This window comes from Rothia nasimurium (genome assembly GCF_928392795.1).
In the GTDB taxonomy this organism is placed as follows: Bacteria; Actinomycetota; Actinomycetes; order Actinomycetales; family Micrococcaceae; genus Rothia; species Rothia nasimurium_F.
On record NZ_CAKMTJ010000005.1, the window covers coordinates 35,643 to 56,625 of the forward strand.

Annotated in this window: 18 protein-coding genes, 1 tRNA gene and 1 riboswitch; of the genes, 11 read left to right on the forward strand and 8 right to left on the reverse strand. The window is 58.8% G+C overall.

Annotation, left to right across the window (positions count from 1 at the left end; genetic code table 11):
- Positions 1 to 224: 224 nt before the first annotated feature.
- The 3 genes from L6963_RS06450 to L6963_RS06460 form a co-directional block, all read right to left on the reverse strand.
- Positions 225 to 1,640 (reverse strand): sensor histidine kinase, encoded by a 1,416-nt coding sequence (locus L6963_RS06450; protein WP_237207622.1) that lies wholly within the window; start codon positions 1,638 to 1,640, stop codon positions 225 to 227.
- An 84-nt stretch (positions 1,641 to 1,724) separates the two neighbouring features.
- Positions 1,725 to 2,435 (reverse strand): response regulator transcription factor, encoded by a 711-nt coding sequence (locus L6963_RS06455; protein ID WP_185174100.1) that lies wholly within the window; start codon positions 2,433 to 2,435, stop codon positions 1,725 to 1,727.
- Positions 2,436 to 2,561: 126 nt separating this feature from the next.
- Positions 2,562 to 2,807 (reverse strand): hypothetical protein, encoded by a 246-nt coding sequence (locus tag L6963_RS06460; RefSeq protein ID WP_237207599.1) that lies wholly within the window; start codon positions 2,805 to 2,807, stop codon positions 2,562 to 2,564.
- 106 nt (positions 2,808 to 2,913) lie between these two features.
- Here L6963_RS06460 and L6963_RS06465 point away from each other — a divergent pair, with 106 nt between their 5' ends.
- Together L6963_RS06465 and L6963_RS06470 are read left to right on the forward strand one after the other, a co-directional pair.
- Complete coding sequence (locus tag L6963_RS06465; protein WP_237207600.1) at positions 2,914 to 3,489, forward strand: DUF3027 domain-containing protein; 576 nt, start codon at positions 2,914 to 2,916, stop codon at positions 3,487 to 3,489.
- A gap of 29 nt (positions 3,490 to 3,518) precedes the next feature.
- On the forward strand, positions 3,519 to 4,856 hold the full coding sequence (locus L6963_RS06470) for an MFS transporter (RefSeq protein ID WP_237209151.1): 1,338 nt from the start codon (positions 3,519 to 3,521) through the stop codon (positions 4,854 to 4,856).
- 89 nt (positions 4,857 to 4,945) lie between these two features.
- Here the strand turns inward: L6963_RS06470 and serC are convergent, their stop codons facing one another.
- On the reverse strand, positions 4,946 to 6,088 hold the full coding sequence (gene serC / locus L6963_RS06475; protein WP_237207602.1) for a phosphoserine transaminase: 1,143 nt from the start codon (positions 6,086 to 6,088) through the stop codon (positions 4,946 to 4,948).
- A gap of 343 nt (positions 6,089 to 6,431) precedes the next feature.
- On the opposite strand from serC, the gene L6963_RS06480 reads away from it, so the two are divergent.
- The 3 genes from L6963_RS06480 (at position 6,432) to L6963_RS06490 (ending at position 8,855) form a co-directional block, all read left to right on the forward strand.
- The gene (locus L6963_RS06480) at positions 6,432 to 7,124 is read left to right on the forward strand and encodes a metal-dependent transcriptional regulator (protein WP_237207603.1); all 693 of its coding nucleotides are present in this window, start codon (positions 6,432 to 6,434) and stop codon (positions 7,122 to 7,124) included.
- A gap of 488 nt (positions 7,125 to 7,612) precedes the next feature.
- A riboswitch (cyclic di-AMP (ydaO/yuaA leader) is annotated at positions 7,613 to 7,757 on the forward strand.
- A 4-nt stretch (positions 7,758 to 7,761) separates the two neighbouring features.
- Positions 7,762 to 8,388 carry a C40 family peptidase gene (locus tag L6963_RS06485; protein ID WP_237195068.1) on the forward strand — a complete coding sequence of 209 codons (627 nt, stop codon included), beginning with the start codon at positions 7,762 to 7,764 and terminating at the stop codon, positions 8,386 to 8,388.
- A 227-nt stretch (positions 8,389 to 8,615) separates the two neighbouring features.
- Positions 8,616 to 8,855 (forward strand): hypothetical protein, encoded by a 240-nt coding sequence (locus L6963_RS06490; protein ID WP_237207604.1) that lies wholly within the window; start codon positions 8,616 to 8,618, stop codon positions 8,853 to 8,855.
- Between the two features lie 175 nt (positions 8,856 to 9,030).
- On the opposite strand, the gene L6963_RS06495 is transcribed toward L6963_RS06490, so the two are convergent.
- A tRNA-Arg gene (locus tag L6963_RS06495) sits at positions 9,031 to 9,103 on the reverse strand.
- Between the two features lie 251 nt (positions 9,104 to 9,354).
- On the opposite strand from L6963_RS06495, the gene L6963_RS06500 reads away from it, so the two are divergent.
- Positions 9,355 to 10,188, forward strand: coding sequence for an endonuclease domain-containing protein (locus L6963_RS06500; RefSeq protein WP_237209152.1), 834 nt, complete (start codon positions 9,355 to 9,357; stop codon positions 10,186 to 10,188).
- 83 nt (positions 10,189 to 10,271) lie between these two features.
- Here L6963_RS06500 and L6963_RS06505 read toward each other — a convergent pair whose 3' ends face one another.
- On the reverse strand, positions 10,272 to 10,976 hold the full coding sequence (locus L6963_RS06505; protein ID WP_237207606.1) for a hypothetical protein: 705 nt from the start codon (positions 10,974 to 10,976) through the stop codon (positions 10,272 to 10,274).
- 94 nt (positions 10,977 to 11,070) lie between these two features.
- Here L6963_RS06505 and pcrA point away from each other — a divergent pair, with 94 nt between their 5' ends.
- The 4 genes from pcrA (at position 11,071) to sucD (ending at position 16,774) form a co-directional block, all read left to right on the forward strand.
- On the forward strand, positions 11,071 to 13,767 hold the full coding sequence (pcrA, locus tag L6963_RS06510; protein WP_423816800.1) for a DNA helicase PcrA: 2,697 nt from the start codon (positions 11,071 to 11,073) through the stop codon (positions 13,765 to 13,767).
- A 68-nt stretch (positions 13,768 to 13,835) separates the two neighbouring features.
- Complete coding sequence (locus L6963_RS06515; protein ID WP_237195060.1) at positions 13,836 to 14,447, forward strand: sarcosine oxidase subunit gamma family protein; 612 nt, start codon at positions 13,836 to 13,838, stop codon at positions 14,445 to 14,447.
- A 209-nt stretch (positions 14,448 to 14,656) separates the two neighbouring features.
- The gene (sucC, locus tag L6963_RS06520) at positions 14,657 to 15,823 is read left to right on the forward strand and encodes an ADP-forming succinate--CoA ligase subunit beta (protein ID WP_237207607.1); all 1,167 of its coding nucleotides are present in this window, start codon (positions 14,657 to 14,659) and stop codon (positions 15,821 to 15,823) included.
- A gap of 33 nt (positions 15,824 to 15,856) precedes the next feature.
- Positions 15,857 to 16,774 (forward strand): succinate--CoA ligase subunit alpha, encoded by a 918-nt coding sequence (gene sucD / locus L6963_RS06525; RefSeq protein ID WP_237207608.1) that lies wholly within the window; start codon positions 15,857 to 15,859, stop codon positions 16,772 to 16,774.
- A 176-nt stretch (positions 16,775 to 16,950) separates the two neighbouring features.
- On the opposite strand, the gene L6963_RS06530 is transcribed toward sucD, so the two are convergent.
- Positions 16,951 to 17,733, reverse strand: a complete 783-nt coding sequence (locus tag L6963_RS06530) for a hypothetical protein (RefSeq protein ID WP_237207609.1) — start codon at positions 17,731 to 17,733, stop codon at positions 16,951 to 16,953.
- A 765-nt stretch (positions 17,734 to 18,498) separates the two neighbouring features.
- Here L6963_RS06530 and L6963_RS06535 point away from each other — a divergent pair.
- Complete coding sequence (locus L6963_RS06535) at positions 18,499 to 19,467, forward strand: amino acid oxidase (RefSeq protein ID WP_237209153.1); 969 nt, start codon at positions 18,499 to 18,501, stop codon at positions 19,465 to 19,467.
- Positions 19,468 to 19,529: 62 nt separating this feature from the next.
- Here the strand turns inward: L6963_RS06535 and L6963_RS06540 are convergent, their stop codons facing one another.
- Entirely contained in the window at positions 19,530 to 20,648 is a 1,119-nt protein-coding gene (locus L6963_RS06540; RefSeq protein ID WP_237207611.1) for a VIT1/CCC1 transporter family protein, read from the reverse strand.
- Between the last annotated feature and the right edge of the window lie 335 nt (positions 20,649 to 20,983).

Genomic DNA, 20,983 nt, shown 5'->3' on the forward strand with positions numbered 1-20,983 from the left:
GAAAAAGAGCACCTGTGGAAAACCCCGCCCCGGCAGTCGAGCTGCCAGGGCGGGGTTTTGCATACCTCTAGAAGAAAATATGGTGCAGTGATGACGTCTCTATGACGGCTTCTAGCGGCTATCCACAGGGGCTCTGCACCAGCGGTCTGCACCAGGGGCGCAGCAAGCTGCCGAGGGCAAGAAAGCCCCGACCAAACTTCTAGAGCGTCAGAATAAGGCCTGGTCTAGACCTGCTCACCCGCTGCAAGCGGAATAGGGCCGGTGTGGTCACTGTACTGGGGAATGCGAATAGTGAAGGTAGCCCCGCCGCCTTCTGTCTCTTCAACCCGCACCGTTCCGTCATGCTGGCCTACAATCGCAGCGACGATTGCTAGCCCCAGACCGGTTCCACCCGTCTCACGGGTGCGTGAAGTATCAGCCCGGTAGAAACGCTCAAAGACGCGCTCGGCGTCCTCACCGTGAATACCCGGGCCATGGTCGCGAACCTGGAGCACGGACGTCCAGGTTCCATCAACACCCGGCACTGACCCGACCGCAATTTCAATCGGGGAGCCCGCCGGGGTGTAGCGCAGGGCGTTGGTCATCAGGTTGGCGATAACCTGGCGCAGGCGTTGCTCATCGCCCCAGACCAGGGACGTGAGGGCTTCTGCACCCTCTAGCCCCACCACCTCGATGGTGCGGTCGGGGGCCGAAGCGAAGGCGTCATTAGCGGCGTCCGTAGCCAGCTTCAGCAGGTCTACCCGGGCGTTCTCGGCAACCCGGCGCTCGTCGAGACGAGCCAGGGTCAAGAGGTCTTCTACCAGCTGGCCCATGCGCTTCGACTCTGACTCAATGCGGTCCATAGCCATTGCCACGGCCTCATCGTTGGGCAGGCCGCCCATACGGTAGAGCTCAGAATAGCCCCGAATCGATACTAGCGGGGTGCGAAGCTCATGGGAGGCGTCGCCCACGAAGCGCCGCATCTTCACCTCGGACCGCTTTTGGGCGTCAAAGGCCTCTTCAATGTGCGAGAGCATGGTGTTCAAAGAGGTGGTGAGGTGGCCAATCTCGTTGTAGGGGCTGTAGTTCTCAATACGCTGGGAGAGGTCACCCGCGGCAATCTGGGCTGCGGTCTGCTCCACGCGGGCGAGAGGCTCAAAGGCCCTGGTTACAATTACCCAGGTCAGCGCGATGGAGGCAAGAAGGGTAGCCACACCAAAGAGCATGGTCAAGCCCCCCACGATAGCTACCGTCTGGTTAATCTGGGTCAGGGGGGCAGCGATGACCAGGGTCTGATTGGTGTCCTCAACCGGGAAAGCGATCAGGCGCCATTCAGTGTGGCCGCTGGCTGAACGCACCGTCAGGGCAGCCTTGTTGTATCGCTTGACGTTATCGGCGGTGAGACCCGAAATGACGGGGGAGGAGGATTCATCAGCCAGAGTCGCCACTGGCCGTACGATATTCCCGTCGCTGTCTAGCAAATATGCTTCGTAGGGAATAAAAGTTCCCTGGGTTTGCGATAGCTGTTGATCAGCATAGACCGCAGTCACCAGGTAGCTGTAGCTGGCACTAATCTCATCGTCGAGCTGGTCCATCATCTTGGCTCGAATCGCTGAAATAGCGACCAGAGACATCACAGAGATGGCCAGAGCCAGCAGCATAGATGTTAAAAGCACGAGCTGGGTTCGCAAGGACAGCGAACCCAGCCGGTGCACAGAGAGACGAGAGCGCAAACTCGTAACCCCTTAGTTTTTGTTGGCGGTACGAAGCAGGTAGCCGACGCCGCGCTTGGTGTGAATCAGCGGGGGCAGGTTCTGGTCGTTATCGATCTTGCGACGCAGGTAGGAGATGTAGGACTCCACGATAGAGGCGTCGCCATTGAAGTCGTATTCCCACACATGGTCCAGAATCTGGGCTTTAGACAGCACACGGTTGGGGTTGAGCATCAGGTAGCGCAGGAGCTTGAACTCGGTGGGTGAGAGGTCGATTTCGCGGTCGCCGCGGAAGACTTCGTGGGCGTCGTCGTCCAGCACCAAGTCGTCCACGCGTAGGCGGGAATCTTCTTCAATGTGGGGCTGGGTACGGCGCAGGACGGCGCGGATGCGGGCCACAACTTCATCGAGGCTGAAGGGCTTGGTGACGTAGTCATCGCCGCCGACGGTCAGGCCGGTGACCTTGTCTTCGGTGTCGTCCTTAGCGGTGAGGAAGAGGACGGGGAAGAGACGGCCGGAGCTACGCAGCTTGCGGGTTACGGTGAAGCCGTCCATATCGGGCAGCATGACATCGAGTACAGCCAGGTCGGGTGACTCGGTTTCAGCCTTCTCAAGGGCTTCACGGCCGTTGGCTGCGGTGACAACCTCAAAGCCCGCAAAACGCAGGGAGGTTGCGAGGAGCTCTAGAATGTTGGGTTCGTCGTCGACGACCAGCAGTTTTGCTTCAGGTTCTTTGGTATTCACGCTTTTAATTGTGCGCTTACTACCTGTGCACTAGCTGTGTGCAGCTGTATGTTCTGCTGAGTTTGCCTTAGCCCTGCTGGGAAAATGCGGTAAGTACGCCGTGAGCAAAAGGGCAGAGCCCAGTCTCTAGCTAGCTCGGCGGCGAAGCAGAGTGAGAAACAGGGCTCCTAACAAGGCCAAAAAAGCTAGCGGTAGAGTCAGCAGCGGTGTAATGCTCAAGATCTCGGGAGCAGTTCCGGTAGCCCACTTCAGCAACAGCATAGTGACACCGGAGAGGGTGCCCACCAGCATGAGGACGCCGGCGGCAAGCCCCAGCGCCCGGATAGCACCGCCGTAGGGTAGCTCAGGAATTTCAGTGTGTTCAGAAGACATATCTCTAAGCTATCAAGGCCCGCTATAGCTGCCTAAAGAAGCACGGGTATTACGCCGGGAGGAAGAGCAACGGCCACAGCCTCTACCGGCCTGCTTTAATAGGAGTATGACTGAAGAGGTAAAAGACGAGCTAACAGCCCCCGGCGCTTCGAGCGCAGAAAGCTACGAGCAGCCCGGCCCCGAAGCTGCTGAGCAGGCACCGGCGTCCGCCCCTGAACCAACCCTGGGTGAACCCACCCGCCGTCGCCGTACCAGCAAGGTCGATGCCGTCCTTGCCGCGGCTAAAGATGTAGCCCTCGCAGGCCTAGCCGATATCGCCCCGGAAAACGCTATCGGCCCCGTCCACCACCTGCGCGGTGAAGAAGAGCGCCTGACTACCCACCTCTTTGAGTGCACTCTACCGGGCTACCGCGGCTGGTTCTGGTTTGCCACCCTCTCGCGTGCCCCCCGCTCGAAGGTTGCAACCGTCTGTGAAGTCGGTCTGCTGCCCGGCGACGACGCCCTACTGGCCCCAGCCTGGGTACCCTGGGCCGACCGCCTGCTCCCCGAAGACCGGGAGGAAGAAGACTACGACCACGACGGCGCAGACTACAGTGACGCCCCCGCAGAGAGCGAAGACAGCACTGAAGCTGCCAATGATGACTTAGCCGAAGAAACCCAGGACGGTGCCAGCGCTGAATGACCTCCACCCAGAGACGAGAACCCCAGCCCATGAACGGGAGGAACAAAACCTTCCGCTCACTGTGGATTTTTAACTACCGTCTCTGGTTCATTGGTGCCCTTGTCTCTAACATCGGTACCTGGATGCAGCGCACCGCCCAGGACTGGCTGGTTTTCAACGACCTCTCAAGCCACGACTCTACCCAGATGGGTATCGTCATCGCTCTGCAGTTCGCCCCGCCCCTCTTCCTCGCCCCCTATGCCGGTGCGCTTGCCGATAGGGGCGATCGGCGAAAAATTCTCCTATGGACCCAGAGCACCATGGGCTTGCTGGCTCTCGGGCTGGGCCTCTTGGTGCTATCGGGTCATGTCGCTATCTGGCACGTCTACCTCTTCGCGCTAGCCTTGGGCATCGTCTCAGCCCTTGACTCCCCGGTGCGGTCAACCTTCGTCTCAGAACTTGTCTCAGACGCGGACCTGCCTAATGCTGTAGCGCTCAACTCCATGTCCTTCAACGTCGCCCGCATGATCGGGCCGGCGGTTGCTGGCCTGCTGGTTGTTGCGGTGGGAACCGGGCCGGTCTTCCTGCTGAACACCCTGACCTTCATCGCTATGATCCTGGCAATCGTCGCTATCCGTGAGAATGAATTACGGCAGTTGCCGCGGTCGTCCGCCGCTCACAACCGGGTGCGCGACGGCCTTACCTACCTCAAACATCGCCCCGACATCATCGTGGTGATGGTGGCAGCCTTCCTCATTGGTACTTTCGGCCTAAATACAGCCCTCAATATTGCTGCTATGGCCACCACCGAATTCGGGCAGGGCGCGGGTGAATTCGGGCTGCTGAACTCCGTTGTTGCCATCGGCTCGGTGACAGGCACCCTGCTAGCTGCTCGGCGGGATACCCCACGCATGCGGTTCATGTTTGCCTCCTGCCTAGGGTTCGGCATGGCAACCCTACTGGCGGCACTCGCCCCCACCCTCTGGCTGTTTGCCCTGGCCCTGATTCCGCTCGGGCTCATGGCACTGACCATCATCACCTCAGCAAACGCCTACGTGCAGGTAACAACCGAGCCTGCTATGCGGGGGCGGGTTATGAGCGTGTATATGGCGGTTTTCATCGGGGGTACCCCCATTGGCTCACCCCTGGTCGGTCTGGTCAATGACCTCTGGGGCGCCCGCTGGGGGCTGGGGGTTGCTTCTGCCTCCGGTTTTCTGGCGGCCCTGATTGGGCTGATCTGGATTATGAAATATAAGCACCTGCACTTGCACTACGACAGGCAGGCCCGCACCCGCCTGGTGCTGCGTCCGCGCCCTGAAACCGCTGAGAGCCCTGACCGGGAGCCGCCCCCGGTCACAGCAGCAATCGACCTGCAAGAACCCCGCTAAAGATTAAGAAAAGAAGGACGCCGCCCCCGCCTTCCTGCCCGGTGGCAGGTGAGCGGGGAGCGGCGTCCTTATCTTTGCCTAGCTAAAAACTACTTGAGCTTTTCGACCACGTAGTCGATGCAGGTAAGCAGAGCCGAGACGTCCTCGGGGTCAATAGCGGTGAAGGTGGCAATACGCAGCTGGTTGCGGCCCAGCTTGCGGTAGGGCTCGGTATCGACGATGCCGTTAGCGCGCAGGGCCTTAGCAATAGCAGCGGCATCGATGCTCTCATCGAAATCAACGGTAGCGATGACGTTGGAGCGCTCAGCCGGGTTAGCCACAAAGGGAGAGGCGTACTCGCTAGCCTCGGCCCAGGCGTAGACACGGCCTGCAGAATCAGCGGTACGGGCTGCTGCAAAAGCCAGGCCGCCCTGCTCGTTCATCCACTTAATCTGCTCATTGAGCATAATCATGGTGGCCAGAGCCGGGGTGTTGTAGGTCTGGTTGAGACGGGAGTTGCTAATAGCAGTAACCAGGTTCAGGGAATCGGGGATCCAGCGGTCAGAAGCGGCGATACGCTCAGCGCGCTCAACCGCTGCCGGTGACCAGAGCCCCAGCCACAGGCCGCCGTCGGAGGCAAAGTTCTTCTGGGGTGAGAAGTAGTAGACGTCGGACTCGGCCACGTTAACATCCAGGCCGCCAGCGGCACTGGTAGCGTCAATCAGCACCAGGGCATCATCGGCGATACCGGCAGGGCGGGCTACCGGGGCAAAAACACCGGTTGAGGTTTCGTTGTGGGGCCAAGCATAAACGTCTACGCCCTCTTCAGCACGGGCCTCGGGGCGGGTGCCGGCTTCAGAAGAAATAACGGTGGAATCAGCCAGGAAAGGGGCTGCCTTGGTGGCTGAAGCAAACTTAGAGCCAAACTCACCGAAGGTCAGGTGCTGAGCCTTGTTCTCAACCAGGCCGAAGGTTGCGGCATCCCAGAACGCGGTGGCGCCACCGTTGCCCAGGATCACCTCGTAGCCATCGGGTGCAGAGTAGAAAGCGCGCAGGCCCTCGCGAATCTCACCGACCAGGTTCTTGACCGGGGCCTGGCGGTGGGAGGTACCTAGCAGGGTAGTGGCAGCAGCTGATACGGCGGCAACCTGCTCGGGGCGTACCTTAGAGGGGCCAGCACCGAAACGGCCGTCGGCAGGTAGCATCTCGGTGGGAATCACGGGAAAAGTGGTCACTGAATATCTCCTAGACATGAGCAGCACATGTGCCGTGGCGGCTATGCGTTGATGTGAGGGAGGGGGTGCCGCCGGCGTCCTGCTGTTTCTATTGTGCAACCTGCGCGGGCCCCGCAGCCCTCAAGCACCCCGTACCGGCCCAAAATGTGGGGAATAAATTTATATAGTGAGATAGCCTCGGTGTAGGGCTTGGTGGTGGACGGCGCTGCAAACCGAAGGTGCGCGGTGCGGGCGCAACAATTTCAGCTCTTGAAGAGAGTAAACGCTTCCCTGACCTAGTAGCGCATACAATTAAGGTCAAAACCACTGCACCTAACAACCCGTGCACCGTGCGGGCTGGCCCAAGGAGATTCGAGAAGGCATGACAGACCTCATTGATACCACTGAAATGTATCTGCGCACCGTGCTGGAGCTTGAGGAAGAGGGCATCACCCCCATGCGCGCCCGTATTGCAGAGCGCCTTGAGCACTCCGGCCCCACCGTTTCTCAGACCGTTGCCCGCATGGAACGCCACGGTCTGCTCACCGTCGCTAGCGACCGCTCCCTCCAGCTCACCGAAGAAGGGCGTCAGAAGGCAGTGGAGGTGATGCGCAAGCATCGCCTGGCTGAGCGCCTGCTTGCCGACGTCATTGGTCTTGACCTGGAATATATACACGAAGAGGCCTGCCGCTGGGAACACGTCATGAGTGAACGCGTGGAGCGCCGTCTTCTAGAGCTGCTCAACGAGCCTAAGTTCTCCCCCTACGGCAACGCGATTCCCGGTCTGGAAGAGCTGGGTGCCGAGAGCGAGGAGAACGACGGACGCACCGTTACCATGTCGATTGCGGGCCGCGACTCATCTGAAGATGACCGCTTTACTGTGTCTCGTCTGCCCGAGTTTATTCAGACCGACGTGCAGCTGCTGAAGCGTCTGGGCGATGCGGGCATCGTCTATGGTGCAACGGTGTCGATTCTGGGTAATAAGGACGGCTCCGTGCTGGTTCACGCGGACGGCGAGGACGAAGCGCTGACGCTCAGCGCTGAAGTAGCAGAAGCGATTATCGTCAAAAGATAACAGTTTGATAACGAAAAAGGTGCCCACCCGGCTGGTAGGCACCTTTTTTGTTATCAAATTGTGATGTTCTGAGGGTGAAAAGCTGTTTTTGGTGTTGCGTAAGGTGCTGATGGGGGGGGCTGGCTGAGGGGCTGCGGAGGGCTGTAGAGAGGGTGCGGGGCCTTAAGTGGTCGGCTTCTCAGTTAAATTAAGACTGGCAAAACCCTGATAGGGGGCCGGCGGGAGGGTGTTGTGGGGCTGCCTTAAAATCCTTTTATTTTCCCTTGTCAAAACTAACTCTATGTGCCCCATAAGCCCCAGCTGGACACGTCCTGAAAGCCAAAAAATCAATCACCCTGCTTTGCATTCCGGGGGTCTTGCAACAAAATCGTGACCAAAGCGTGACAAACCAGCCCAGGCTGTGTAATGTTCTATTTCGTGCTCATCACTGGTCGGATTAGCACCCTACGAACAGCACCGCCTAGTTCTGCCACTGTTCACAGGACAACAAGCAAAATAACATCACGGCAGAAGCGGGGGACCCACTTTTTGGGATCTCCACCGAGAACCCTAGGGGTTAAGTCGCAGACTCTGCGGCCGAGCGAACTTCATGCTCGAACCCGACAGCTCACCTCGTTCGGCAATGGAGGAAAACAAAATGGCTAAGTCAACCGTCGTACGTACCGCAGGTATCGTTGCAGCATCAGGCGCTATGCTCGCCGCAACCGTTGCACCCGCAAACGCATTCGCAGTAGCTGAAGTTTCAGCACCCGCACACTCAGCCCCCTCACTGGCTTCACACTCTTACAACTACAACACCTGGGGCTACGAAGCTACCACCACTGTAGTTGAAAACACCGTCGTTGAGACCCCCTCAACCGTTGCTCCCCAGGCAACCACCACCACCGAGGTTTCCAGCAACGTTGACCTCTCAAACGCTCGTGAGACCGTTCTGGCCGCTGCCTACGACGGCATCGGCGGCTCCTACGTTTGGGGCGGCAAGTCCTACAAGGCTTGGGACTGCTCAGGCTTCGTATCCTACGTTTACGCACAGGCTGGCATCAACCTGACCGCCTACACCTACACCATGGCAACCGAGCTGACCCCCACCTCAAACCCCCAGCCCGGTGACATCGTCTTCACCAACGGCTACGCACACGTTGGCATCTACGTCGGCAACGGCCAGATGATCTCAGCTCTCAACCCCTCACAGGGCACCATGCTAACCTCAGTTGACGGTGGCGGCTTCATGCCCGTTGACGGTTACTACACCGCTGGCATCTAAGACTTCTCACACGGTACGGGGCAGCCAAAACTGCCCCAGTCGGTGACGTTCATTCAGTAGCTGGTCACTTTCCTACTGAAAACGAACACAAGAATTCCTACCACACATCACACGGTAAGGATCCCCCGCAAACACAGGTTTGCATATGCGCACCAGACGACCAGCTGGGGCGCATTTTTTATACCCACTTTTCGACTCCGGTAGAAGGCACAGCTAGGATTGGAACTATGTCGCAGAAGTTAAACAGCCCCCAATTCGAAAGCCCAGCCGGCTCATCCGACCAAGAATTCACCTACATGGCCATCGGAATGGTAGCCGGCGCCATACCCGGCATCGTCCTCGGCCTCATCATCGCCATCTTCGTCGGGCACGCAGCCATGTGGGTCTCCATCACCGGCGGCATCGGCATCGTCCTCGGGCTTGTCATCTCTCGGCTAGCCTACCGAAAAAAGAAAACCCGCAACTAACGCCCCCAGGCGGGCACAAAAAGAGAGGGTATGCCAGCGCTCCGCGCAGTATGGCATCAGCAAAGCTAGCTCTAAAACCGGCTAAATCCGGCCTGGGGGCCTTATTTTTAACGCCGGGCACAAAAAGAGAGGGTATGCCAGCGCTCCGCGCAGTATGGCATACCCTCTCTTTTTGTGCCCCCGAGACGATTCGAACGTCCGACACCCGCTTTAGGAGAGCGGTGCTCTATCCCCTGAGCTACGAGGGCGCAACCCCACCAGTTTACACGAAAACCTGTACGCCACCCGAAAAATGCAAACGCCTGTGGATAAGTCGACGGCATATGCACTTTTCCTGCGGCGTTAAGACGCGCTAACCGGCCCCTGAGTCCACAGGGCTAGCGTCAACACCCCTGATTCAGTCACCCTATACACCATGAGCCAGCACCTATATAACTCAGTACTTCTTACCGGTGACCTACGACTACAGGGACTGACCAGTCGCAAAATTAGTGACGCAGTGCGGTCCAAAGAGCTCGTCCGACTCAGACAGGGAGCCTACATCAAAACCCAGACTCTCGCCCAGGCAACCCCTACCGAGCGTGCCCTGATACACCACATAGCGGTGAGCAAAACCCGCTCACACGCCGTCCTTACACGCACGTCCGCTGCTCTTGCCTGGGGAGCGCCCCTCCTTGAACTCCCCTCTCATATCTACCTCGCGAGTTCCTGGCGCGATCGCGGCAAACAGCAGGGCATTCGCCGCTGCGTCACTCCTGCTGAAGCAATAAATAGGGCACAGGAGTACCAGGGCCTTATGGTTCTCTCACCTATAGACACTGTCCTGAGCTGTATCGGTCACCAGCGGGCGCTCACCACGGTGACGGTTGCACACTATTTTCTCCACCAGAACCTTTGCAACCAGTACCTGCTGCACGATGCGCTACTAGCCGTCTCCGACCGTGGTGCGAAGCAAGCTCGTACCCTGGCACGGAGCCTGACGACCGAGCTCGAATCACCGCTAGAATCTCAGGCGTATTTTCTGATGGTGCTTGAAAATCTTGAGCTACCCGCTGTGCAGCGGTGGGTGGTTACGAGCAGTAGCCGCCGCTATCGTCCTGATTTTATGTGGCGGCGCCTCAGGCTTATCCTCGAGGTCGACGGCCGTATCAAGTACACCGGGGCTTATCGGTCTTTTGACGAACAGCGGCAACAAGATCTCTTCCGGCAGCGCGAGTTAGAGAACGAGGGCTGGAAGGTTTTGCGAATCACCTATGAAGACCTCACCCACCGCCCGCAGCACGTGGTTTGTCTGTTGCTACGGCACGGGGTGCGGCGACTAGCTGCCGCTTAAAAAGTGCAAGTGCCTGTCACTTTTGCACAGGCACTTGCACTTTTCGGGGGGCGGACGCGGACGGGCGGGACGCTAGCCTAACATCACTGCCCGGGCAGCTCGCCACGGGCGAAGGCGTCCATCTTGCTTCTGACCAGGCGCAGCGCCAGGTAGCCTAGCTGAACCAGGCAGAGCACGAACAGGGCCCAGCGAGCGGTCATCAGAAGGGAGGCAAGAGCCGTAGTGCCGCCCAGCGGGTCAGCGAGGGCCGAGTCGACCGCAAAACCACCGGCGATAAAGACCAGGGCGTAGGCCACTGGCAAGGTCAGCATGAGCCTGCCGACCAGGAGCTCAAACTTCGAAGCCCGCACCATATTCCACCAGGTGAAAGCAAAAATGAGGGGCAGAATCAGGCCCGTTGAGCGGTGGAGCACCTGGTAGGCCTGCAAGCCCTCTACGCCCAGGCCCGCCGCTACAGTCTGTAGGTGCTGGGCATCGAAGCGCAGCATGAGTTCCGGGGCGGTAGCACCGGCAGCTGCCGACACCCCCGGCAGCAACATGAGGTAGTAGTAGAGCAAGAACAGGACGGTCACGACAAAGGCAACACCCAAGAAAATGTAGGAGCCCCCGCCCTTTTCCGGCTGGGCGGCGAGTTCTGCCCGGCTGTAGTCGGTGACCACGCGCGGCCCTGCCCCCTGACTGCGAGGGGGCGCGGACGTCCGCCCCGCCTTGGCTGCTGAGGGTGCGGGGGAGTGCGCTTGCGTATTCTCGCCGTAGAGGCGTTTCTTCTGACCTTTTGAAAGACCCATGCTGTCTATCTTATCTGTCAGCTCAATCGGGTGTAGGCAGGTGCCCGCTCGCCTAAAATGGGGAGTTGACGGTTGATTTCTGGAAGGTTCTCTTATGTTTGATGACGACGATTTTATGCCCGCCCCTGCCCCCAAACGGTCAGCAGAACCTGAGGGCGATCCCTTCTTTGACGAACCTCCCTTTGATCCTTTCTACGACGCGGCTCCTCCGGCTGATGATTTTGTGCCGCCTGCCTATCAGGTGGGTGGGTTTATGCCTGAGTTTGAGGACGTCCGCCCCGCTCCCAGCGTCAATCCCGAGACGCTGGTGGCGGGCCTGAACGAGCACCAGGCTGAGGCGGTAAAGCATGCCGGTAGCCCCCTGCTGATTGTGGCGGGTGCCGGGTCGGGTAAGACCCGCGTGCTGACTCACCGTATCGCTTACCTGCTGGCAACGGGGCGCGCCCACCAGGGGCAGATTCTGGCGATTACCTTCACCAATAAAGCTGCCGCCGAGATGAGAGAGCGCATCACCGCCCTGGTGGGGCCGCGGGCGCAGAGCATGTGGATTTCAACCTTCCACTCCTTCTGTGTGCGCGTACTGCGCCGCGAGGCAAAAGCCCTGGGCCTCAAGTCAACCTTCTCCATCTACGATTCGGCTGACTCCCAGCGCCTGCTGACCCTGATTATCAAGCAGATGGATCTCGATACCAAGAAGTTCACCGCCAAGGTCGTGGGCAACCGTATCTCTAACCTCAAGAACGAACTGGTCAGCGCCAAACAGTTCGCAGCTGAAACCAGCCCCACCGACCCCTGGGAAGGCGTGATTTCGAAGGTCTATACGGCCTACACCGAGCGTCTACGGGCCGCTAACTCCCTGGACTTCGACGACCTCATCTTTGAAACCGTCAACCTTCTGAAGAACCACCCCCAGGTAGCCGAGTACTACCGCCGTCGCTTCCGCCATATCCTGGTGGACGAATACCAGGACACCAACCACGCCCAGTACCAGCTGGTGCGACAGCTGGTGGGGGGCGCGGCGTCCTTGCGCGCTGAGACCGGCCCGGCCGATAACGGACCCTACCCCGACGCCTACCCGCCTGCTGAGCTGACCGTGGTGGGTGACTCTGACCAGTCGATTTATGCCTTCCGCGGGGCTGACATCCGTAACATCACCGACTTTGAGCAAGACTACCCGACTGCCCGCACCATTCTGCTGGAGCAGAACTACCGCTCCACCCAGAACATCCTCTCGGCAGCCAACGCTGTGATTGAGCGCAACAAGGGCCGCCGCCCCAAGAAGCTCTGGACGGCCAGCGGCGACGGCGCCAAAATCACCGGCTACGTGGCAGAGTCCGAGCATGCCGAGGCCCGCTACATTGCCCAGGAAATTGACCGCCTGCGTGATGAGCACGGTACCGCCCCCGGCGATGTGGCTATCTTCTATCGTACGAATGCCCAGTCTCGCACCCTTGAAGAGATGCTCATGCGCGTGGGTCTGCCCTACCGCGTGGTCGGTGGCACCCGCTTCTACGAGCGCAAGGAAATCAAGGACGCCCTGGCCTACCTGCGCGTGCTGGTCAACCCCGACGACGACATCAACGTGCGCCGCGTGCTCAATGAACCCAAGCGCGGAATCGGGGCTAAGTCTGAAAGTGTGGTCGCCGATCACGCGCGCGCTACCGGTATCTCCTTCATGGCCGCCCTGCGCCAGGGCAGTGAAGTGCCCGGCCTGGGAGCTGCCGCCGTGAAGAAAATGGCCGCTTTTGCCCAGATGATCGACGACCTCGCTCAGCTAGCTGCCACGGAGTCGGCAGCCACCTGCCTAGAGGCAGTACTGGAGCAGACCGGCTACCTGGCGGCCCTACGCGAGTCCAAGGATATTCAGGACGAATCCCGCGTGGAAAACCTCTCAGAGCTGGTGGACGCCGTGCGCGAGTTCGAAATCGACAACGCAGGTGCCACCCTGGAAGACTTCCTCGAACACGTTGCCCTGGTCGCTGACGCCGACCAGATCCCCAACAAGCCCAAGGCCGAGCAGGAGGGCGGACCGTCCGCCGCCCAGATTGCCGCAGAGGTGGCCGAAGCCCGCTCCCAGGGCGTCATTACCCTCATGACCCTGCACACCGCCAAGGGCCTGGAATTCCCCGTGGTCTTTCTAACCGGCATGGAACACGGCCTCTTCCCCCACCAGCGAGCCCTCACCGACGACTCAGAAATGAGTGAGGAACGCCGCCTGGCCTACGTGGGTCTGACCCGCGCCATGGAACGGCTCTACCTCACTCGCGCTGAGAACCGCTCCATGTGGGGCCAGAGCCAATTCAACCCGCCCTCTCCCTTCCTCGAAGAGATCCCCGAGGAACTCATTGACTGGAAGCGTACCGGCTCGTCCTTCGGCGGCTACTCCGGTAGTGGCTATGGGGGCGCTTACGCGGGCGGACGCGGCGGCTGGGCTGGTAACCGCGGCGGCTCAGCTAGCGGGTACGGGTCCTCTTACGGGTCTTCCACCTACTCCAGCCGCTTTGACGAACCTGCTGAGCGGCGGCGTCCTTCCGAACCATCTACCAGTGAAATCAACGGCTCAGCTACCTACGGGCTCAAAGCAGCAGCCCGCCAGGTTTCCCGCGTGCAGCAGAACAAGGAAATCCCGGCGCTCGCGGTTGGTGACCGGGTTGAGCACACCAGTTTTGGTGAGGGCCGGGTGACTGCGGTTGAAGGGTCTGGCGATAAAACCGTGGCTAAGGTACGCTTCGCGAAAGAAGAGAAACGGCTCCTGCTGCGCTACGCCCCGCTGACAAAGAAGACCGACTAAAATAAAAGTAGCCCGGCACCGCCCCGTGGTGCCGGGCTACTTTCTGCTCGATTCACTCAAGGACGACCATGGATCATCACGACTCTAACCTTCCCTCTATCGCCGAAGAATTCGTAGAGGCAATGGATGAGGTGACCGATACCCGCGTGCAGCTTCAGGAGATTTCTGACCTCTTTCTCTTTCGCATTGAAATTGACCCCACAACTCCCGCTGCGCGCCGCATCGAAAAGGTGCTGGGCGCAGCTCTACCGACCACCCGCGGGCAGGTAACAGGCGATGCAACCGCCCTGCACCTGCTCTACGGCACCCGCCAGGTGGTTGCCTGCCTCTACGTTGAAGAGGGCGTCTACCTGGTAGTGACCAGGGTGGACGCGGTCAAGCTGGGCCGGGCTCTTGCTGCCGCCCTGGGGCGCGATGAGGGGCTGGTACTTGATGTGTCGGTCAACCGAACCGTGCTGAATCTGAGCGGAGTAGCGGCGGCGGACGTCATCGATGAGGTCGTCCACTTTGACTTCCCGCCGGACTTCTTCGACCCGGGCAAGGCCCTGTCCTGTACCGTAGCCGAGGCCCGCATTATGCTCTGGCGCATTGACGAGCTGGAGTATCTGATGGTGCCCCGCGCCTCCGATACAGCCCCCTTCCTGGTCAATATTTTGGACGCCTGCGAGAAGGTCAAATAGTCCCGGTGGGGGAGCACCGGTGGTAACTGACAGGTTTGTTTCATTCAGAGGGAAATAAGTTCGCACCCCTATAGGCAAGTGCGCTAAAGTTTCTTTGTGGAGAAGCTTTGTGTGCTCCAGCTCTCGCAATGGGGCGGGCACCGAACTTCGTACATGTAAACGCCGGGAGCACCGCTTTCTGGCATGACTTCGACGAAGAAGGAATCCCTGTGGACCTGTTTGAATACCAGGCACGCGATCTCTTTGAGAAGCACGGCGTCCCCGTGCTCCAGGGCATCGTAGCTACCACCCCTGAAGAAGCAAAGGCAGCAGCTGAGAAGATCGGTGGCGTCACCGTAGTCAAGGCCCAGGTTAAGGTGGGCGGACGCGGTAAGGCCGGTGGCGTGAAGGTCGCCAAGACCGCTGACGAGGCTTACGAGTACGCCCAGCAGATTCTGGGCATGGACATCAAGGGCCACACCGTCCACCGCGTGATGATTGCCCAGGGCGCAGACATCGCTGAAGAGTACTACTTCTCCATGCTGCTTGACCGCGCTAACCGCTCCTACCTGGCCATGTGCTCCGTTGAAGGTGGCATGGACATTGAGACCCTGGCTGCCGAGCGCCCCGAGGCCCTGGCCAAGGTTGAGGTCAACCCCATGGACGGCATCACCGCCGAAAAGGCCGCCGAGATTGTGGAGGCCGCTGGCTTCGCTGAGGACGTACGCGAGGACGTCGCCGCCGTGCTGGTCAAGCTGGGCGAGGTCTACAAGAAGGAAGACGCTACCCTGGTTGAGGTCAACCCGCTGGTCAAGACCGGCGACGGCAAGATTCTGGCCCTGGACGGCAAGGTCTCCCTCGACGATAACGCTGAGTTCCGCCAGCGCGAGCACGAGGCCCTGGTTGATAAGTCAGCCGAGAACCCCCTCGAAGCTAAGGCCAAGGAAAACGACCTCAACTACGTCAAGCTCGACGGTGAAGTCGGCATCATCGGTAACGGTGCAGGCCTGGTCATGTCTACCCTCGACGTCGTTGCCTATGCTGGCGAAAACCACGGCAACGTCAAGCCTGCTAACTTCCTCGATATTGGTGGCGGTGCGTCCGCTGAGGTGATGGCAGCTGGCCTCGACATTATTCTCAACGACGAGCAGGTCAAGTCTGTTTTCGTCAACGTCTTCGGTGGCATCACGTCCTGCGACGCTGTGGCTAACGGCATCGTCAAGGCCCTGGAAATCCTGGGTGATAAGGCAACCAAGCCCCTGGTCGTCCGCCTGGACGGTAACAACGTTGATGAGGGCCGCCGTATTCTCTCTGAGGCTAACCATCCGCTGGTTCACCAGGCAGAGACCATGGATTCCGGCGCAGACAAGGCAGCCGAGCTGGCCCACACCGCATAAATCACCGCTGATTATTACTAGAAGGTTTTTACAATGTCTATCTTTTTGAACAAGGACTCCAAGGTCATCGTTCAGGGCATCACCGGCGGTGAAGGCACCAAGCATACCGCCCGCATGCTCGCAGCTGGCACCCAGATTGTGGGCGGCGTGAATGCCCGCAAGGCTGGCACCACCGTTTCCCACAAGGACGCAGCCGGCAACGATGTTGAGCTGAACGTCTACGGCTCCGTTGCTGAAGCCGTCAAGGAGACCGGCGCAGACGTCTCTATCGTCTTCGTTCCCCCGGCCTTCACCAAGGACGCCGTCATCGAGGCTATCGACGCTGAGGTTCCCCTGGTTGTCGTTATTACCGAGGGTGTGCCCGTAGGCGATACCGCTGAGTTCTGGGCCTACGCCAAGAGCAAGGTTGATGCTGATGGAAAGCAGATTACCCGCATCATCGGCCCCAACTGCCCCGGCATCATCACCCCCGGTGAGTCCCTGGTCGGTATTACCCCCGCCAACATCACCGGTAAGGGCAAGATCGGTCTGGTTTCTAAGTCAGGTACCCTGACCTACCAGATGATGTTCGAGCTGCGCGACATCGGCTTTACCACCGCTATCGGCATCGGCGGCGACCCCATCATCGGCACCACCCACATCGATGCCCTCGAGGCATTCGAGGCTGACCCCGAGACCGAAGCTATCGTCATGATCGGTGAGATCGGTGGTGACGCTGAGGAGCGCGCTGCTGAGTTCATCAAGGCTAACGTCACCAAGCCCGTTGTTGGCTACGTGGCGGGCTTCACCGCTCCCGAGGGTAAGACCATGGGCCACGCGGGTGCGATTGTCTCCGGTTCATCTGGCACCGCCCAGGCTAAGAAGGAGGCCCTGGAAGCCGCTGGCGTGAAGGTGGGTAAGACTCCCTCAGAGGCTGCCCAGCTCATGCGCGAAATTTTCGCTAACAAGTAAGCTAGTGTCCCCTAGCCGGTAGGACGCCGGTGGTTGCGCAGTGCGTGACCACCGGCGTCCTTGTTCATATGGGGGAAGGGAACCGCCCTGCCCCGTATTCCTGGGGTAGGGGAGTAGGCATAGGAAGGGGCTCTGACCAGAGCAAGCTGGTCAGAGCCCCTGTTCTGCCGGGCAGATTAGTTAGATGAGGTGCCGGTTGAGCAGACGTTCAGAGTGGTGTTGCCACCGATAACGAAGTTCTGGGCGCCGATACGGTTACCACCGTTGGCCCAGGTAAGGGTGATGGTATCGATAGGCTCGGGGAAGGTCAGGGTAACATTACCTGCTGAAGAGGTGTAGCTCAGGTTGGTGTTGGCCTTAGTTGCAGTGAAGGTGGTGGTGTTGCCGCTGGTGGAGATGGTGGCTCCACCGGTGACACCGGGGGCAGAAGTGGCTACACCCTGCAGGGAAGAGCTAACGGTGAAAACATCCTGCCAGTTGGAGCCCTGGTCAACGTCACCGATGATGAAGGAGAAACCGGTAACAGGGGTTGAGAAGCTCATGGTAACGGTTGACTGCTGGGTACCACCGGTGTAGCCGTTGGTGCCGCTCTGCAGGGTCTGGAAGAAGAGGTAGTCAGACAGACCTGAGTAGGAGGCAAAAGCGACTGAACCGGATGAGTTTTTGTTGGTGATGAGGTCCTGAGAGTTTGAGAGGGAAGGACCGGTTGAAGAGACGTGAGTGATGGTAAGAACTGCTTTACCATCGTTGGTGGTAACGGAGCCTGAGTGGCTGGTGCTGCCCTGTGCAGAGACAGCGGTATCGCGTACAAAGTCTGCCCAGGTGATGCTGGTAGCAGGTGAGGTGCTTGAGCAAACTGATGAGCTTGCTGCATAGGCAGGAATAGCAGCGGTGGAGATAACGACGGGAGCTGCCCAAGCGGCGCCCTTTGCCAGGGTGCGGCGTGAAACGTTGTTCATTGTTTTCCTTCTAAAGCGGGGCCAAGCGAGTGAATGAAGGCCCCAGTAATTGCGAGTGATTCCAGTGGTGATACGGCTTGAAAGAGTTTTAGGCGACCTCTAATAATGCGCGAGAAAGCCAAAAATTTCACACTGCTATCAAAAAGTATCTGGAAAATTTAGGTTTTAAAACATAGTAGCAGGGGTGTGCTGTTTAGAAGGTGGCGGAAGCCTTGAAAATAGTGTGATTTGGGCGCTAAGTCGTGGTTTGTCCCCCATAAATATAGGATTTAGCTTAAAAAGTCTGGGATTTATCTGATACTTTTGTGCTGGATAGGTACTCTTATGTGGACAAGTGTAGGCTTTTGGGATTTTATGTCTATAAAAAACATATAAATTTTCAGGTGTATCGAACCCTGTTTTCTAATTTGTTGTAAATAAATAGTCAGGTTTTTGTGTATTTATACTCTTTAGTTTGATTAGGGGCAAATTTTTTACTAGATGATTTTCGGTGTGCCCCAGGGTGGCTGTATGAAGTCTTGTTTCGACACGCTTGTATCTAATTGACCACTCTTGTGGGGACAAATTTGGAATACTTTACCCAGAATCTGTTTCATATCTAAATTGTTTGCCCAGGTAAATTGACTTTTTCCATACTTGATTTTTGTTGTAGCGGTGTCTCTGCAGGGTTCCGTGAATCTTGCGCTTCACCTGGAAAGCCTGGCTTTTCTTGTACATTAACTATGGACTTGTTTTTTATATGAATAAATTTTAGGGAGATAAGTGATGGGCTTAGAGCTGTCACGTCGTTCACTCGTTCAAGCTGGCGCCTGGTCAACCCCTATAGTTCTTGCTGGTACAGCGGTGCCAGCCTATGCGGCGTCTATGTCGCGCCAAAGCGGTATTCAGGCTGGCTTATTTGTCTCGGCGGCCCTGAACGGGGGCAACGTGGGATATGTGCAAAGCCAGGAGTCAACCGGCTGGCCGACAACCCCTCAGAGCTACTTTGAAGCAAAAGCTGCTGGTACCAACCCCGAATCTGACTTCAACTGGGACGATTCGCGTGAACGCGCCCAAGACCTGTCGAGCAGCTGGATCGCGAACGGGGAAGGTTCGTTCACCCCGGTTACCAACAGCGGGTCTGGAAAGCCCGGTGCCTATGCAAACTCTAGTGGCTTCTGGTTTTCCGTCCCCACGACCAATGTCGGAACCGGAACCGACTATGTCGCAGGGGGTAGTGCTACCTTGGCGGCGGGTGCTGTCTTCGTAACGGACGTTGAGTTTTACGTTCCCCAGCAGGCTAACTTTCTTTTTAATGGGAACCCTCAGCTGAATACGGGTATGCAGATTGGTAGCCGCACCAAATGGAACCAGCGGCGCACGGGCACGCTCTCAGACGTGCTCAATACCGGTGCGACCTACCTGGCTCAGGCCGGTGTGCAGTCCAACTGGGTTGCTGATGCCCCAACTGTCACCCTCAATCCTGACGGGTCTGGCACCTTCCGCGGCCGAATTACCGTCACCACAGCTAAGCCTCTCACCGTTACTTACGACTCTAAGGGGCGCCTATATGCTCAGGTCGTTATTATGCCAAGCCCGGTAACGATTCAAAGCGCCTACTACACCGCTCAGAGTCGCCTGCAATTTACTTCGTATATTCAGTCAGGTACGATTACCTACTCTTCTAACGGGGTCACCGGCAGTCGAGTGTTCTCAAATGAGCTGCATACAACGACTGTTCTTCGGTGGGGCTAGGTAAGACGCTGTTGGGGTGGGCCCTTGAAACGCCCACCCCTAACTTTTTCGGGACGGGCTATTTACAGCACCGCCGTATTGAACAGCAGGCCCAGTAGGTAGGTGGCCAGAGCTGCGCCGTAGCCGATCGCTAGCTGGCGCAGGCCGCGCTTGAGAGGTGAGGCACCTGAGAGTAGGCCCACTACGCCGCCGGTGCCCATCAGGGCAAAGCCCACCAGCAGCATGGAAATCAGCATGGCTGCCCCGCCCGACATGCCGAAAATGTAGGGCAGGGTCGGGATGAGGGCTCCGGATGCAAAGAAACAGAAGCTTGAGGCGGCAGCCCCCACATCGCTGCCGAGCGCACCGTGGGCGTCCTCGGCGTCCGCCCCTTCAATATCGTCGCGGAAGGAGAGCGAGGGGTCGCAGTCGCAGGTGAAGTAGCCGAAGCGTTCCATGGCGCGGTGGCGGGCGGCCTCCTCGCTCATGCCGCGGGCCTTATAGATTAGTTCGAGCTCGTTCTGGTTGATGTCCAGCTGGTGGGCCACGTCGAGGGTGACCTGGGTGGGGCGGGAAGCGTCCAGGAGTTCGCGCTGGGAGCGCACCGAAACGAACTCGCCGGCGGCCATGGAGAGAGCGCCTGCAAGTAGGCCGGCAACGCCGGAGAGAAGCACCATGGAGCTGCTGACGCCGGTCGCGCCCACACCCATGATGAGGGCAGCGTTTGAGACCAGGCCGTCGTTAGCGCCAAAGACGGCGGCGCGGAAGTTGCCCGAGAGCTTTTCGCGGCCAGAGGTGGAGAGCGCTCGAATGATTTCTTCATGGATTGCCTCGTCGGCGGCCATGGCTTCGGTGGCGTCGGGGTCTTCCGCGTAGGGGGAGCGGCCCTCGGCGCGCTGGGCTAGGGCGAGTACGAAGACTGAGCCGAAGTTCTTGGCAAGAAGCTCTAGAAAGCGGGCGGAGACGGACGGGCGCGGCTCAGGCGTGGCGTGTTCGCCTAGCAGGGTGCGCCAGTGCTCCTGGTGGCGGAGTTCTGCCTGGGCGACTTCTCTGAGGATTTCTGCTTCTTTTCCCTCAGCTCGGTCGGCTAGGGCGGCATAGATGCGGGCTTCTGAGATTTCTTCGGCGAGATAGCGGCGCCAGCGGCGAATCTGGGCGCGGCTTGGCTGGGTGGAGGGGGCGTGCGGGGCGGCTGCTGGCATGGTGTTTACCTTTGGTCAGGAGCCGAAGCGGGACGAAAATTGCATACACTTCGGCTAAAGAAACTGTAGTTTTCTTAGCCGAAGGTCTCGCTCGCCGCTTGTGAGAAGCGGTGGTTTACCGGGTGCCGCACCTAGGGGGTGGGCGAGCCAGTGTGTCGATAAACCGCTTTGGCGCTGGACGCCTGTGGGAACTACTCCCCTTCGTCGCCTACTACTCTATCTACTCAAGTACTTTCTATGCAAAGTGATATGCAGCTCTGCGCGGACGCTTATGGGCGGGAGAAACGGGTAGGATAGGAAATTTTTTTGAAGATTTTAATTAGCGCCGGTTCTTT

Bases quoted from the DNA above. Each gene is read 5' to 3' on its own strand.
- L6963_RS06540 (WP_237207611.1), bottom strand. From the start codon at position 20,648: ATGCCAGCAGCCGCCCCGCACGCCCCCTCCACCCAGCCAAGCCGCGCC.
- sucD (WP_237207608.1), top strand. From the start codon at position 15,857: ATGTCTATCTTTTTGAACAAGGACTCCAAGGTCATCGTTCAGGGCATC.
- serC (WP_237207602.1), bottom strand. From the start codon at position 6,088: ATGTCTAGGAGATATTCAGTGACCACTTTTCCCGTGATTCCCACCGAG.
- L6963_RS06465 (WP_237207600.1), top strand. From the start codon at position 2,914: ATGACTGAAGAGGTAAAAGACGAGCTAACAGCCCCCGGCGCTTCGAGC.
- L6963_RS06485 (WP_237195068.1), top strand. From the start codon at position 7,762: ATGGCTAAGTCAACCGTCGTACGTACCGCAGGTATCGTTGCAGCATCA.
- L6963_RS06535 (WP_237209153.1), top strand. From the start codon at position 18,499: ATGGGCTTAGAGCTGTCACGTCGTTCACTCGTTCAAGCTGGCGCCTGG.
- pcrA (WP_423816800.1), top strand. From the start codon at position 11,071: ATGTTTGATGACGACGATTTTATGCCCGCCCCTGCCCCCAAACGGTCA.
- L6963_RS06480 (WP_237207603.1), top strand. From the start codon at position 6,432: ATGACAGACCTCATTGATACCACTGAAATGTATCTGCGCACCGTGCTG.
- L6963_RS06460 (WP_237207599.1), bottom strand. From the start codon at position 2,807: ATGTCTTCTGAACACACTGAAATTCCTGAGCTACCCTACGGCGGTGCT.
- L6963_RS06450 (WP_237207622.1), bottom strand. From the start codon at position 1,640: ATGCTGCTGGCTCTGGCCATCTCTGTGATGTCTCTGGTCGCTATTTCA.
- L6963_RS06490 (WP_237207604.1), top strand. From the start codon at position 8,616: ATGTCGCAGAAGTTAAACAGCCCCCAATTCGAAAGCCCAGCCGGCTCA.
- L6963_RS06530 (WP_237207609.1), bottom strand. From the start codon at position 17,733: ATGAACAACGTTTCACGCCGCACCCTGGCAAAGGGCGCCGCTTGGGCA.
- L6963_RS06505 (WP_237207606.1), bottom strand. From the start codon at position 10,976: ATGGGTCTTTCAAAAGGTCAGAAGAAACGCCTCTACGGCGAGAATACG.
- L6963_RS06515 (WP_237195060.1), top strand. From the start codon at position 13,836: ATGGATCATCACGACTCTAACCTTCCCTCTATCGCCGAAGAATTCGTA.
- L6963_RS06470 (WP_237209151.1), top strand. From the start codon at position 3,519: ATGAACGGGAGGAACAAAACCTTCCGCTCACTGTGGATTTTTAACTAC.